This window comes from Bacillus sp. CDB3, assembly GCF_002081505.1.
Classification (GTDB): domain Bacteria; phylum Bacillota; class Bacilli; order Bacillales; family Bacillaceae_G; genus Bacillus_A; species Bacillus_A cereus_AT.
The window spans coordinates 1-14,693 of sequence record NZ_ALBR01000138.1 but is presented as its reverse complement, the minus strand read 5'-3'; the positions used below and the strand labels follow the sequence as shown (position 1 = coordinate 14,693).

Sequence of the window (14,693 nt, the reverse complement as noted above, 5' to 3'; positions counted from 1 at the left end):
CATTGCAAACAGCTAGAAAAATGATTGCTGGAATAGAAGCCATGCATATGATCAAAAAAGGGCAACTTAAATTAAGGGAGCAGTCTGTTCAAAATCAGAATATATGTATCCATCAGGTGTTTGAGGTAACTGCTTAAGAACTGATTCCAATAGGAATCTATGTGTTGTTTGGTCTTTGTTCATTATTTGCACCAGAACCAATAAAAATAATCTTTCCGCATTAGTAAGATAACCGATCTTTTGTAAATATCTAAAATTTACATGAATAATTTGTGAAAATTCAACTTTAGCAAACTTATCTCTTTTACGTCCAATATAATATTCATTTCCCGTTAAATCTTGTAAAGTTTCTAATGCTCGTCCTAACTGTTCTTCTTGTAAATTTGTATAATGATTATTATGTATTTGCCCTTGTTTTTTTATATCTCTGTTTCTTGCATTACCTTCAGTTTGATTTAATATTTGTCTCAATCCCTCAGGATTTATCATACAAAATTCTCCTCTTCGCAGTTTTTACAACTAGCAAAGAAACATTTTTTTTGATATTATACGAGTAGAAACTTAATTTTTAGATTCTTAATTTCTTAAAACTCTAATAGTATAGCTCAAAAAAAGCCTCTTTACTATAATTATTGTGTGGTAGCTCAATTATAGCATAAAGCGCTTTTTTTATTATATTTTGTCTAAAATTTCACATTTACAATATTAAAACGTTGAACCAAGTAAATACCCACTGCTTTAGCAGTGGGTATTTACTTGCATGGGTGGGTGAATATAAAAATTATTTTTTATATCTATAGACAATCTATTTTAAAAAAAGACATTCGCGCAGCAGTATAATTTGGTCCATCCGCTAAAGTAATTGAATGCCCACTTCTATTATATAAGCTGATTGTATCCCCAGCTTGTAATTCCATCATTCCAAATCCAACTACTTGCTGTCCAGATGAAGTACTGGTATTTGTCCCACTTGAAAACCCACTCCAATCATTTGTTACTTCACCATTTCTAAAAATCGAGACTCCCAGAGGTCCTGCTTGATTTGGAGCAGCACTTAACATACCTGATAGATAATAAAGTCCACTTTCTTGAATTGTAAAAGTATTGGATCCATTCCAGTGTACGTTCTTTGCTACAAAATTCCCTCCAGTAAAATCAACTTTATGTTGGTCACCAACGGTCTGTGAGCTACCTCCGAAGCTATTTATTACACTTCCAGCAGCACTGGTACATCCTTGACCTGTACCCGCAGGACCCTGTGGACCCGTCGCTCCTGTTGCTCCTGTTGCTCCTGGTTCACTACCACCTGTACCCGCAGGGCCCTGTGGACCCGTCGCTCCTGTTGCTCCTGTTGCTCCTGGTTCACTACCACCTGTACCTGCAGGACCCTGTGGACCCGTCGCTCCTGTTGCTCCTGTTGCTCCTGGTTCACTACCACCTGTACCCGCAGGGCCCTGTGGACCCGTCGCTCCTGTTGCTCCTGTTGCTCCTGGTTCACTACCACCTGTACCCGCAGGGCCTGGTGGTCCTTGTGGTCCAACTGGTCCTTGTGGTCCTGGTGGACATATTGTTCCTGTTCCTGAACATGTCTTACCCATAATATCAGAAACTGTTTTTAATTTCGATTCTAATAAAACTTCTTGTTTCATAGCAGTATCTAACATATCCTGAACACTTTTATTTACATTAAGAAGATCAGGTATAGATGGTCCAGGACCTGTTATCCCATTTAAGGTTCCCAAAGTATATTGAATTTTTTCTCCTTCTGCATTTAAAATATGAGCAATCCCTAATTCTTCTAATGCAATAGATGATAATAATAAATTGAGCGCATCATCTCGTGTAATGGAAATGTTGGGCGTAATATTAGGTATATTTCCTTGTGACATCATTGTCTCCCCTTCCATACGCATAGATAAATATTCAAAAATATTCATTCTGATGGTAGTATTTTTTGGTTTTATATACCATATGAACAACCTCATCAAGTTGTGAAACAAGTATATTCTAATGAGTCAAATGGTTCTGGTGTAAAAAGATCATGATTAAATGAATCAGTATACTTCTAAACTATAATCCGCTTCCTTAATACTCAAAAAAAGCCGTTCGTTGTATAAACGAACGGCTTTTTATTCTCTTTATCTATTTATCATGCTACACTATAAGGGTTCGACGATTGTGCAGATCAATCTCGTTTAATCCTTGTACTTATAAAAGAAAAAACCGATTCCTCGTGTAAGCGGAATTGGTTTTTTCTGTTCATTCGTACAACAACCTGGACCCATTTCCATTTTCAACTATAGATTATATCATATTATTCTCCTTATTTTTTTAGAGAGTTATTTCTGTTTTTAAAAGGATTTGTAATTTTAAATGGGTACTTTTATGAACCCGTTTTATCGACTTAATTCGTTTTCTTGTTCTTTTGTTATCGTCTGTGTCTTTACTTGTTCCACTTGTTTTTGTTGTTCCCATACTCTTTGTAATTCTTTTATCGGCGTTTCCACTAATCGTGATAAACATGCTTCTTTATACCGTTCCTGTTGGTACCCAATTGTTTTTATAAGTACTTGACCTTTTTGATACAACGGAGATGGTTTATCTGTTTGCCCTGCAAAAGCATATTGGATTTTTGTTACCGTTGGATCTATTTTTTTCACCATATCTTCTAATCGATGCACAACCTTCTCGGGATCCCTATCAAATTCTTGGTCTATTTTTTTTCGAAATTGTTGTTCTTGGTATTGTGTTTCTCTCCAAATCTGTCCAAATGTTTCTCCATAATGGAAGATATCAACTTGGTGTCCTTCTTGTAATGCTTTTTTATTCAATAATGCATCTACACAGTATTCTTTTACTTGTTCTAACGTATGTCCTTTTCGAAAATAAAGCATATTATTTTTTTCATCAACAACTGCCATTTGATTTTCTTTTTCTTCCAATAACTTAGGATTCCATCCTGAGAATCGAGGGTACACCTTTGCTACCATCTCTTTCAAGACATGTACCGTTCTTTGTGGTCTCTTTTGAAAATAACGTTCTACTGTTTGTTTAAAATCTTTTATTTTTTTCTGAAAACCTTCAAACAATCCATATAATCCAGCTTGCTTCAATGTATCTCGTATTTCTATTTCACTTTGTCTTTCTATTTCATACAGTTGTTCCCAACTCTTTATTGTTTCTTTTCCTTTTTGTTTTCTTCAACTAAACGCCCATTTTCTTGTTTTCCTAGCCATACTTCTTTCTCTAATCGTTCAATCCATGCTTCTTTTTCTTTGACTGTTTTTGTTGTTTCTTCCTTTACTTGCTGTATCTCATCGTTCATTTTTTTCATTTCTTGTTTTTGTACAACAGATTCTTTTGCCCATTGTTTTAAATCCTATACATCCTGAATACGGCATGTTTTTCTACTATTTCAATTTCATCTACTTTATGTATCTCTTTATATATCTCTACAATATCCCGTTTTAAAACCTCTAGCTCGTCCTCTAACAACTTTTTATCTTTTCTAGCTTTCCATTCCCTACTACCTCTTCAGCCTTCATACAGCCCATTTCAATGTGTTTCTTTGAACTTAGGACACCACGCTTCAAGTCAAAACCGTGTTCAACCATATATTTTTGAAAATTGTCCTGTAAAGCAATCAATTGTTGTCGCTTTGCAAAGTATTCTTTTGCAGACAATCGACCATCTTCTGTAATCGGTACAATCGCACAATGCATATGTGGTGTCATCTCATCCTTATGTACCGTTGCATGAATCACATTTTGTTCTCCATATTCCTTTTTCACAAAATCTAGCGCTGTTTCAAAGAATTGTCGTAGTACCCCCCCGTCCCAATTTTAAAACAACAAAATTAAACCTTTAAAAATTTCAACAAACCCTTTTTAAAATTTTTTTAAAACAACGTTTCTGAAAAATTGTCTCTTAACACAAAGAAGGTAACAATCTTTTAAATAGACTGTTACCTTCCCATATCTCGTGATTTATTCTTTTTTAGTGTATACCCTTTCTCGTTTTGCTCTGATTTTTGTTTTAAGCCCTCCTGTTTATCTCCTAATCCATCCGAAGAGAGTTCTTGTCTTTTTCCTAGTAATCTATCTAAAAACGCCTTCACGGACGCAATAAGGCGTTCTAAACGTTTCGAAGAAATAGTTCCAGCTATCTTGTTGTCTTCCATAACGTTCAACCATTTTTCACACTCTTTTTGATTTTTCGGCTCATAACCATTTTCAAACTTGTGCAAAATCAAATACCCTTCTCTTTCAGGTAAAGATAATTGTGTGCTTATACCAGCATCTCTTAACATACTTTCATAAATAATACTGTCTTCCCTGTACTCCTCAGACTTTTCCACCTCATGTTTCAGCAACTGCTCAGATCTTTTCAACGACCGAACTTGTATTTCTAAATTTTCCACTTGTTTATTAGCACGTTCAATATTTGTTTCTAATCTTTCAATTTTTTTATCCGAAGTTTCCCTCACTCTATCTAACACATGTTTTGCCCCAACAGTTGAAAGTGCCAATTTCTTTAATTGTTCATAATCTTTTGAAGGCAAAGACACCCTATCACCAAACATTGTGTTTTTAATGGAACTTTCAACTTTTTTTAAAACTTCTTTTGGTTCTCCATAAAATTGAAAGTCAATAACCAGTTCTTTTTTTATACGTTTAATCTCATCACTCATTTTTTTTAATTCTTTTACATTCTCAATATCAATGGTTTTCTCGTTTAAAATACCTCCTTGATAAATATGCGGGATTTCTTGTTTTAAAAATACATCTAAATCCTGATGAAAAGTTCGCAAATCTTTACGATTCAAAATCTCTTTTGCCGAAACTTTTTCCCTTTGTTTTTTTTCGTCCCAAACGACAGGCATAAAAGCAAAATGCATATGTGGTGTTGTTTCGTCATTATGGACGTTAGCAGACAACACATTTTTTTCTCCGCCATAACGCTGCAACATAAACTCATATCCAGCTTTAAAAAAAGCTCTTTGTTCATCCCTATTTTTTCTTTTAATTCTTCAGGAAGTGTTAATACCCAAACAGCCATCGGTTTTACATCACTTCGTTTCATGCAATACACTTCTTTTAATCGTTCTTCCATTCGAGACCGTGTATCTAATCCATCACCATTATTTCTTAAATCATAATTCAATTGTGACCGTTCAATATCAATATCTTTGTTGGAATGATTGATTGTTTTTCTATCAAAGTGAATAGACAATCCATTCACGGATCCTACTGTATATTTTTGTACATGAGCCATGAGCAAGTCCCCCTTTTTCGGTACCCAGTATAGCATGGGGATGGAAGGAGAACCAATTATGGTATAGCGTGTTATGCCAAATTTACATTTGGACACGCTCTGCGAGGCTCTTTGACTTCGCCAAGCCATGCCCAGGCATGGCAAAAACACCCCTTGGGCTTTGCCCAAACCCACTGGGGAACTCTTCCCCAGACCCCATATAAAAACACCCCCAACCCCCTCACTTTTTGAGGGGGCTCCCTCGCCGGTAGGCAGGGTCAAACGGGTACCGTTTGACCACACAAGAGGGTCTTGGAGTTGTGCAATTTGTCAACTCCTTAATGCTCACTTCGTTCCGCTTACCGTTGACAAAATCCTCTTTAAAGTTTAACTTTATATGTTAATATATTACTATTACTTTCTTCTATAACCTTATAGTTAAAGTAAATATCTTTTGATTCTTCTTTATTACTATAAAATTTAGGTAATATTGGAGCTGTTAACTCATATTCCCCTGTTTTTTGAGGATCTAAATATATTCGTGTACCAAATTTTATTTCTTCATTCTCTTGTAAAGAATTTACTCCAGTAAGAAAACTAGTAGAAAAAGAATTATTTGATAAATAAATATCATTAGTGTTTATTTCAATTTTACTATTTGATTCATTTACAGCAGAAATTAATACTCTGTAATAATCTAATTCATCTTGTTTAAATCGACTTACTTTTTCAATATTAAGATTTATACCATTTTCAACTTTAATTTCTTGCCCTTTTTTAACCTCTATCGTCTGAAAAGAAACGGTTTTAACTAGTGTATTCAATTGATTATATCTACATATAATCAAACTTAAAGCAACTATAAAAATAAATATAAAAATAATATTCTTCTTTTTCATTAGCGCAAAATAACCTCTTTTCTAATTCCGCTCTCTTCAAATATAAACAAATCAGTACAAACTTCTGTTAAAAAAGATTCATTATGACTGGTAAGAAGTACACATTTTCCATCCTTCTGCCATTCTCTAATAAGATTAATTAATAACCTTATCCCGTTTTTGTCTAAAGCATTAGTAGGCTCATCAAGGATAATTAAAGAAGGGTTTTCCATAAAAGCTTGGGCAATACCTAATCTTTGTTTCATTCCTAAAGAGTAATTTTTCACTTTCATCTTACTTTTAGGATCCAACTCAACTCGATTCATTGCTAAATCAATATCCTTATCATCTATTAAATTCTGAACAGATGATAATAATCTTAAATTTTCCTTACCTGTATAATATTTAACAAATCCAGGATATTCAATAATAAAGCCTGTATCATTTGGGTATTCGATATCTTTATATAATAATTTATCATCAATTTTGATAGTTCCACTGTCTGGTTTTAAAAAACCTAATACCATTTTAAATAAAACTGTTTTTCCAGAACCATTAGCTCCTTGAAATCCATAAGTCCTCCCACTTATCATTTCACAAGAAAAATCTGATATGATTCTCTTTCTTTTTAAAGTCTTACTAATATTATTAACACTAATTTTTCTTATCATAAAAAATATCTCTCCCTAAAATAAAATTTTCTAATAAATAAAGAAAAAAGAATAAGAAAAACAACAAACATAATTAAAATAATCGTATCCTCTGCTGTCCATAATTTTGAAAACCTTTCAAACATAGTATAATTAATAATTGAAAAAAACTTATACTGAAAAATAGTAAAGAAATAAACACCAATAATAACCATAAAAACATATATACTTCGTAAAAAGAAGAGTAAGCAAAATGCAAAAAGTGATAATAAACTGTTTGTTAATAAATTAAACAACAACAAATAAAAATCTAACCATGTAAAAGTACTAGTACAACAGAATACAAACAAATGATACAGTAAAAAAAGTAAGAAAAAACTTAAATAGTTAGATATAAAGAGAAATCCATTTGCTTTCACACGCCCCAACAAATATCTGTCTAAAGTATAGATAATACCTGCAAATAACTCTAAAAATAGAATATAGGGAATCCATTGAAACAATAACCAAGAAAAAGGAATACTCAGAAAAGAAATATTCTCTTGCGCTGGTGTTCCTTTAAAAATTTCAATATATCCATAGCCATTAAGCCTTAAAAGAGTGAGGAAAAAGATAAATAACACAGAAACTACAAGATATTTTTTGTTTCTTAATAACGAGTAATTCCTTTTTGTAATTTTCCAAATAATCATTACCGATCTCCTTTTTTACGGAAAACTTTTCCAATATAGTTTTGGTAACTATATAAAATAATAAGGACAGCAAAAACTCCTATGAATAAAAAGATATTAGGCAATGAGTAGATTTGTTGTATATGAGGTCTTTCGATAAAAATCCATTCATCTTTAAAGAAAGGCGGCCAATTAAATTTCAGAATAAGATTATCCTCAAAAAACAAATATGACAAAATGAGAAAGAAAGAAAAAATAGAGTTATGCAAAACTTTGTAAAAAAAGTCTAATAAAATAAATAGAAAAAAAGTAAAACAAAAAGTGTTCAAACTAAAAAACAATATATCGATATTAATCGTCTCATTTTGTAGCGTAATCATGCTAGAAATGAGTAATTCAATTGTAACCATATATAGACTTACTAAAAAATAGATGATTAAGTTAATAGCAGTCAAATAATTACTGGATTTAAACCGTACCTGCAAAAAGGGAAAATCATTTATATTAATACTACACCAACTCAAATAGATAAAAGGGAGGAAAAAAAACACAATATATCTTTTACTAAAAAAAAGTTCAAATCCTTTATCAATATCTTTTTCATATAAAATAAAAGTGTTAGAAAAAGCTAGTAAAAACAGTGCGATTCCTATTGCTATAAGCCATTTTTTCTTTACTTTAAAATAAGTGACAATAAAAGGTTTAAAGCTATTCATAGTTAACATCCTTTATTTTGTAAATAATATACACTATCATTATAATGGCAATTGGTATAATAAATATCCAAATGGAAGGGAGACGCAAAGTTTTAATAGACATGTCTAAAAACTGTGCAGGCGTCCATGAAAAATTCGAATCAAAGATGGCAGACAGAAAGCCAACTAATATCTGTAATATGAATGGAATAGTTAAACAGATAAATTTTTTAGAAATATAGACACTACATGTTATAGATATCACTGCAAACATACTACCATACATGCTAACTACGATAATGTTGATAATAGTGGCGAAAAAAGGATGGTCAAGAAATAATGAAGGGAACATAAATGTCGGAATACCTCTGCCTGCATTATCCAGCGCTACATAATCAATGTGGAAATTTGGCCATATTAAAAACATAGAAAGAAAGTTAATAAGCAGTATCACTAATGGTAATAAAAAACCAATAAACAGTGAAGCCAAAAAAACAAATTTTTATACTTATTATTTTGTAGTTTATAGCGAGCAAAGTAATGATAGCCTGATTCTTTATTGTCAAAATAGATGAACACACACGGAATCGCAACTAAAATTGGGAGTAACATATACAAAAAGGAAGTATATCCATCCCCATTTTCTATACCCACCCACATTGTATAGGGCCCAAGATAAAAATCATACGTTTTTATCTTAAATGAGGTTTGTGACGCTACTTGTATATTATGTAATATATTTAAAAATGGAAATATAACTATTAACAATAAAGATATATATAAATACGGACTCTTAATAAATGACAATATATAGTTTTTCATAGTTCTCCACCTTTATAATCAAATACTAACAAACCATCCCATTTAAACGGGATGGTTTGTTAAAAATCAACAATTTATTAAATATCTGGCTGCCAGGACCCAGATGATGTAGATCTACTACCATCCCAGAACATAGTCTCCAGTACAAATTGAATATCTGTACTAACACCAGGACCATTGTCTTCAACAGCGTAATTAGGGAGTGTTTGTCTACCTAATTCTTGGACTTTATCGTATCCTCCACTAGTTTTTACCCTATTAGCTCTTGGAATCATCTTAATTCTTCCCTCTGTTTTTAGTGAAGTTGTATTTATTCCATAAGAAGACTTAGTATATTTAGCGGCTTTAGGGGTGAAATCATATGGACTACTATGATAATAAACATTACTAAAATCAACTGAGTATGCCTCTGATTTTATTGTACTTACAGAAAATAAAACAACTGCTAAACTAGCACCCAACCCTATTTTTTTCATTATTTTCATTATATTCCCTCCTTCCAGAATTTCATAATATCACAGTAACAAAAAAACAATAAAACTTTCAAAATGATATTCAAGAATTAAGATATTATTTCGCGAAATTATCCATATATGTAAAAACTCGAACTATAAAAACATATTATTAATCTTACAAATTCTCAATACTAAATAGTTCCTTTGATATAGGACAAAATTTGAAAAACCATAGTTAAAGTAATAGACTTTAACTACAGCGTAATAAATTAATCTTTGTATATTATATACATATAAAGTTAACATAATGTCTCATTATCGGTAGCAAATAAAACGCACAAACCTTTGATGTTATTAGGTTTGTGCGTTATTTTTTTTGATCGTCATATACACAATTTTATACATTGTAGAGATACTAGGGTTTTTCGGGTTCATAAATGTTCTGTATTAATACAATAATCTGTATAGAATTCTGTATAAAAAAACTTGCATATAAACAAGACTCTTTCTATTTCCAAAATTGCCACCACTTTTTTTGTTGGGTGGCTGCAATCAATTTTTTAGTTTCCTGGTTTTCACGAATCATAGCCATTAGGTTTTGATCACGTTCATCCATTCTTTGAACAATAGCTTTTTGAAAATCCTGTTGTTGTTTTTGCTGTTCAGTTAACCATTCTTTTAAATTTCCTTCATGTTTTTTAAGTTGTTCAGATACTCTTTCAGCAACAATTTTATCAAACTCTTGAACAGTTATAGCTCCTTGTCCTACTTGGGTTTGTTCAGGTTGTTGTTTAGTTGTTTGGATAGGTTCAATGTCTATATATTTAGGGAATCCTTCTTTATTGAGGAGCTCAATAATTTGTTTTGTTTGGAGATTTCTTTTATTTCTCATTTTAGCTATAAATTGAAAAACAGGTATACATTCTTGATGGATTAAATACTTGTTCTTTTCACCTTGTTGGAATTTTAAAAAACTACTGTAGGTTTGACAGTTTCGTTTTATAGTCATAGCTGATACTTTTATTTCTTTGGCTACTTCTTCAGCTGATAACCAGTCTTTTTGTTGCACTGTTTAGATCACCATCCTTCTAAACACCTAAACATCTAAACTAAACACCATTCAAACAACTAAACAATTCTATGGCTGAAAAGGGTTTCCCTGTTTTTCTGTTCAGATGACTGTTTAGATAATATAAAACTAGTTTAACATCTGAACAAATAATATATGCAGGAATTCATACGAAAATTGCTAGAAAGAAAAGCAGAAGGATTAGCATCATTACAGGAATGTATAAAATGGCGTATAAAGAATAGATCCTAAGTTACACACAAAATGTTGATATCATGGGGATTGTAATAATATCTAACTACCGATAATGTTACATTATGTTAACTTTACATGAATACGGTATACATGCTTCCCTGCCTAAGTTCATTATGCAATAACAAAAAACCAAAACAATCAGAATAGTTAACTATTCTGATTGTTTTTAGCACAAATATTTTTCATGTAAACATAAGATTCTATCCCTAACATAAATAGCGTTGAAACCAAAAAACCAACCATAAAAATTTTATAAACTAAAGCAAAATACGCAATATAAATTATAATAGCGACTAAAAACAAAATAACTAGAAAATGAAACTTTATTGATTTTTCATTATGAATAATTCGCTTTTTGATATTACTGTTACCTTTAAGTAAATTATCCAAACTAATATTCATTTCATCACTTAACAAAATTAAATTTTCAATATCTGGCACACCTTTTTCTTGCTCCCATTTTGAAATAGCTTGCCGAGTAACGCCAATTTTATTTGCCAACTGTTCTTGACTTAAATTATTTTTTTTTCGATAATCTAGAATCGATTTGCTAATTTTCATTTTTATAGCTCCTTTTTAAATTTGATATTATCAACATATCAAATTTATTTTCATTGCATACGAAACACATGATTTCTAACTGACAACGCTATGTTGCAAAAAAAATACGGACAAGGAAATATATATTAACAACTGTTCCAAGAGAAAATTAACTTCCTATATCGATAATTATGTAAATGAACTCTCCAAATAGATCGCTTATTTTATTTTTTGCTTAGCGTGTTTTTTTCAAAAATGCTGACGGTATCCCTATTACATTAAGTAGCAATAACTTTAAATTAGTCGATAATCAAACCAAAAACATTCGTGGTGGGGGACCTTTTCTTTATATTAAAGGATTTTCTCATAATATAATTAATCCCCCATTAAAATTAAAACCCTCCTGTTCTACTAACTTATTCTAACTTTAATTTTACTAAATCATGTTGTAAGACAGTATCAACTTCCTTTGGATCAAAAATTGGATTACCGCTAATTCCAGAGACATTAATAACAACATCCTCATCCCCAGGATGAACTATCCTTACTTCATAAACTCGAAGATTTAGAGGAAGACTGTCTGAAAAAAAGAATACAGCCTGATTAGGAGATACAAATTGTATAGAAGGTGTTAACAACGGAATAACAACAGGTAAATTTGATGACCAATCAAACATTTGAACAGCTACTGAATGAACATTATTTGGATCAACATTCATAACATCAACAGTAATAAAAACAACATTAGAATGTCTACGTAATATACCAGTTGATAAAGTTTGAGGACCCTTTGGTTTAGGTGGTTTTGGAGGCATATTAATTACTTCTCCTTTCATTTATAGTATTTGGACAAGCAGTCCTAATACTATAAAATGCTTCAAAAAGAAAAAGGAAATAGGCAAAAATGGAAATAATTAAAAAATTTTACATACTATATCTGATTGATAAAACCAAATTCATTATTAAGGGAGAAATCCTTGTCTCAAAATTTTTATCGTTGTAAATCCGCATATTCGGGACGCTACTCTAATTTAGAAATAAACTTCGGAGAACAAATTTCACGTCAACTAGCTTCTTTTACAAGGGCTAGTTTTTTAGTTTTTAGAATGTTCATTGCTTTTTGTTTGGAGTGCTGGCTCGTCGTGTGGGGCCGAAACCCCACGGTTTGAAACGTATCAACTTATTGGATAAGAACTATTTTTGAACGAATGATCTAAGCGGTTCGGCTCGTATACTTGCTAGTCCAAGTCGAAAACCATTTCATTGCTTTTTGTCTTTCGGCTTGGCGAGAAAAGCAAACGAGCCGAAAAAAGTTTTGCAAGGACATAATAAAAAAGAAAAGACGGTAGTCTTTAGGTGAGGATTAACGAACCGCCTTTTTTTATTATGAAGGTGGAGATTTTTGAGCGTTTTTTGCTCAAAAATACTACCTGTTCCTTGCGGAACTTTTAGCCCTTAATAATAGTGATAATAGAGAACATCTACAAAAAGCGTGTAAATCCCTTGATATGACTGGGTTGAATGCACTTTTTAGGGTGTGACGAAAACGTCACACTTTTAAGCTTTTTTGTGACGTTTTCGTCACACCTAAAAAAATACAAATAAGTATTTAAATACATATAAAAAAGACTATATCAAATTGATACAGTCTAAAAAAATCTAGCTGGTAATTTCACTTTTTTACCATTTTGATCTTTAAGATTTTTCAAAGAATATTGAAACAATCTCATCGTTAATTTATCAAGTTTCACTTCGTTTTTTCGAGGCGCACAAATCATTATATAAGGATTTACAACCCATGTTCTAGGACTTACAGTACGACCATTTTCAATAATTTGTCCAGCACCTTCTGGATTAAGTAAAATTTCTTTTTTCTTTAATGAATTCATAACCAAAGAAGTTTTTTCTCTTGATTTCCCTATCATTTCAGCGATTTCAGAAACAGTTGCTGCTTTTGGTAACTCAAAATCTTCCTCAACGTTCTTTCGTTTCTTTTTAAATTTATCATCTCTACAAATAATAACATTACTTCTAAATTCCAAATAAGCTTGAATTCTAAATAAAAAACTTTCTTCTGCTTGAGTTAAATAACCAATACTATTCAACAAATCTAAATTTCTATGCATTACTTGATTAAATGGCTCTCCAGCAAATGGATCTTTATTAGTTCCAACATAATGGTCTTCTCCAGTTAATTCTTTTAACTGTTGTAAAAGAGATTTTTTTAGTTCTTCAGCCTGGTCTCTTTGTTTTCCATCTTTCTCAAAATCTCTTTTTCTAGCATTTCTATCAGCTTGGTTTAAAGCTTGTCCCAATTCTTCATTCATTGTTAATTCCTCCTTTAAATTGAGGGAATCAACAAAAACACCTATTTTTTGCTATTTGATTATAAATCAAATTATGATAATCTATAATCAGATAAATGAAATGAAGGTATTTTCGTAGAATACCCTATGAAAAGAGGCATGTTCCAGCATGTCTCTTTTTTTCATTCTATCACGTTTTCAATAACCTTAAAGATAAAAACAAAGTTTCCCTATTTTTTTACCGTCCCACATCAGAACCTCGATGCTTATTAATTTCTTTCTTATGTTCCTGTTCAAATTGATTACCTATCCCTTTGTTATCCAACTCATTTTTGATAAGCTCTCTAAACGACTTAAATTGCTCTTTAAAAACTTTTTTCGTTTGTACATACAAAACCCTTATATTCGTCTGCAAAACCTTTATATGAGCTTTTAAGGTTCTCGTGCAAAAACTCTAAAGCTTGTGCAATGAATCTGTAAATCTTGGATATACTGATAGTACTATTCTATAAAAGGTGCGTAATCAGTATGGAAACAGCGAATGTATTTAAGTGAAAACATTATCAACCAGATATTATTTTGCTAACTGTACGTTGGTACCTGCGGTACAACCTAAGTTTTCGCGATTTGATGGAAATGATGGAGAAACAAGGATTATCCTTAGCCCATACAACCATTATGCGTTGGGTTCATCAATATGGACCGATTTTAAATGAGCGTATGCGAAAATATTTGAAACCAACGAATGATTCTTGGAGAGTTGATGAAACCTATCTGAAAATAAAAGGAGAAAAAATGTACTTATATCGTGCGATTGATTCCGAAGAAAACACGATTGATTTTTACTTGAGTCAGAAAAGAGATACGAAGGCAGCCAAGCGCTTTCTAAAGAAAGCTTTGGCTTCTTGTCATACGGCAAAACCTCGTACGATTACTGCAGATGGTGACAAAGATTATCCGGTTGCGATACGAGAATTAAAAGAGGAAAAGTACATATCACACTGTACGCCACTTCGTGTGAAAAAATATTTAAATAATATTATTGAACAAGACCATCGGTTTATCAAAAAACGGATCCGAAATATGCTTGGATTGAAAT

The 14,693-nt window shown here is 31.7% G+C and carries 14 protein-coding genes and 4 pseudogenes; 2 read left to right on the top strand and 16 right to left on the bottom strand.

The genetic code is table 11. The annotated features are described in order from the left end of the window. A pseudogene (locus tag CDB3_RS31320) lies at positions 1-137 on the top strand (IS6 family transposase); the annotation flags it as partial. Positions 138-794: 657 nt separating this feature from the next. Here the strand turns inward: CDB3_RS31320 and CDB3_RS33035 are convergent. The 16 genes and pseudogenes from CDB3_RS33035 to CDB3_RS31240 all read right to left on the bottom strand — a co-directional run. Further along, positions 795-1,889, bottom strand: a complete 1,095-nt coding sequence (locus tag CDB3_RS33035; RefSeq protein WP_179139796.1) for an alpha-helical endospore appendage domain-containing protein — start codon at positions 1,887-1,889, stop codon at positions 795-797. A gap of 507 nt (positions 1,890-2,396) precedes the next feature. After that, positions 2,397-3,113: a hypothetical protein gene (locus CDB3_RS31310; protein WP_128857184.1), complete on the bottom strand. Its 717-nt coding sequence runs from the start codon at positions 3,111-3,113 to the stop codon at positions 2,397-2,399. A gap of 59 nt (positions 3,114-3,172) precedes the next feature. After that, entirely contained in the window at positions 3,173-3,325 is a 153-nt protein-coding gene (locus CDB3_RS31985; RefSeq protein ID WP_179139795.1) for a hypothetical protein, read from the bottom strand. Between the two features lie 253 nt (positions 3,326-3,578). Next, a pseudogene (mobV, locus tag CDB3_RS31305) lies at positions 3,579-3,815 on the bottom strand (MobV family relaxase); the annotation flags it as partial. A 149-nt stretch (positions 3,816-3,964) separates the two neighbouring features. Beyond that, complete coding sequence (locus tag CDB3_RS31300) at positions 3,965-4,969, bottom strand: plasmid recombination protein (RefSeq protein ID WP_256870002.1); 1,005 nt, start codon at positions 4,967-4,969, stop codon at positions 3,965-3,967. 152 nt (positions 4,970-5,121) lie between these two features. After that, positions 5,122-5,274, bottom strand: a pseudogene (locus CDB3_RS32875) (plasmid recombination protein); the annotation flags it as partial. A 359-nt stretch (positions 5,275-5,633) separates the two neighbouring features. Continuing rightward, positions 5,634-6,152 (bottom strand): hypothetical protein, encoded by a 519-nt coding sequence (locus CDB3_RS31290; protein WP_128857182.1) that lies wholly within the window; start codon positions 6,150-6,152, stop codon positions 5,634-5,636. Beyond that, positions 6,152-6,802 (bottom strand): ATP-binding cassette domain-containing protein, encoded by a 651-nt coding sequence (locus tag CDB3_RS31285; protein WP_128857181.1) that lies wholly within the window; start codon positions 6,800-6,802, stop codon positions 6,152-6,154. The genes CDB3_RS31290 and CDB3_RS31285 overlap by 1 nt, the downstream gene beginning before the upstream one ends. Beyond that, positions 6,799-7,473 carry a hypothetical protein gene (locus CDB3_RS31280; RefSeq protein ID WP_128857180.1) on the bottom strand — a complete coding sequence of 225 codons (675 nt, stop codon included), beginning with the start codon at positions 7,471-7,473 and terminating at the stop codon, positions 6,799-6,801. The genes CDB3_RS31285 and CDB3_RS31280 overlap by 4 nt, the downstream gene beginning before the upstream one ends. Beyond that, positions 7,473-8,168: a hypothetical protein gene (locus CDB3_RS31275; RefSeq protein ID WP_128857179.1), complete on the bottom strand. Its 696-nt coding sequence runs from the start codon at positions 8,166-8,168 to the stop codon at positions 7,473-7,475. The genes CDB3_RS31280 and CDB3_RS31275 overlap by 1 nt, the downstream gene beginning before the upstream one ends. Positions 8,169-9,046: 878 nt before the next feature. Then, positions 9,047-9,454 carry a hypothetical protein gene (locus tag CDB3_RS31270; RefSeq protein ID WP_128857178.1) on the bottom strand — a complete coding sequence of 136 codons (408 nt, stop codon included), beginning with the start codon at positions 9,452-9,454 and terminating at the stop codon, positions 9,047-9,049. Between the two features lie 478 nt (positions 9,455-9,932). After that, on the bottom strand, positions 9,933-10,493 hold the full coding sequence (locus tag CDB3_RS31265) for a DUF3967 domain-containing protein (RefSeq protein ID WP_128857177.1): 561 nt from the start codon (positions 10,491-10,493) through the stop codon (positions 9,933-9,935). 402 nt (positions 10,494-10,895) lie between these two features. Continuing rightward, positions 10,896-11,309 (bottom strand): helix-turn-helix domain-containing protein, encoded by a 414-nt coding sequence (locus CDB3_RS31260; RefSeq protein ID WP_128857176.1) that lies wholly within the window; start codon positions 11,307-11,309, stop codon positions 10,896-10,898. Between the two features lie 395 nt (positions 11,310-11,704). Then, the gene (locus CDB3_RS31255; protein WP_128857175.1) at positions 11,705-12,103 is read right to left on the bottom strand and encodes a hypothetical protein; all 399 of its coding nucleotides are present in this window, start codon (positions 12,101-12,103) and stop codon (positions 11,705-11,707) included. A gap of 834 nt (positions 12,104-12,937) precedes the next feature. Continuing rightward, positions 12,938-13,615 (bottom strand): hypothetical protein, encoded by a 678-nt coding sequence (locus CDB3_RS31245; RefSeq protein WP_053565540.1) that lies wholly within the window; start codon positions 13,613-13,615, stop codon positions 12,938-12,940. A 217-nt stretch (positions 13,616-13,832) separates the two neighbouring features. Next, positions 13,833-14,033 (bottom strand): annotated as a pseudogene (locus CDB3_RS31240) (plasmid recombination protein); the annotation flags it as partial. A gap of 134 nt (positions 14,034-14,167) precedes the next feature. Between CDB3_RS31240 and CDB3_RS31235 the strand changes: the two are divergent. Next, the coding region (locus tag CDB3_RS31235) for an IS6 family transposase (RefSeq protein ID WP_256870003.1) at positions 14,168-14,693 on the top strand (526 nt) is incomplete at its 3' end.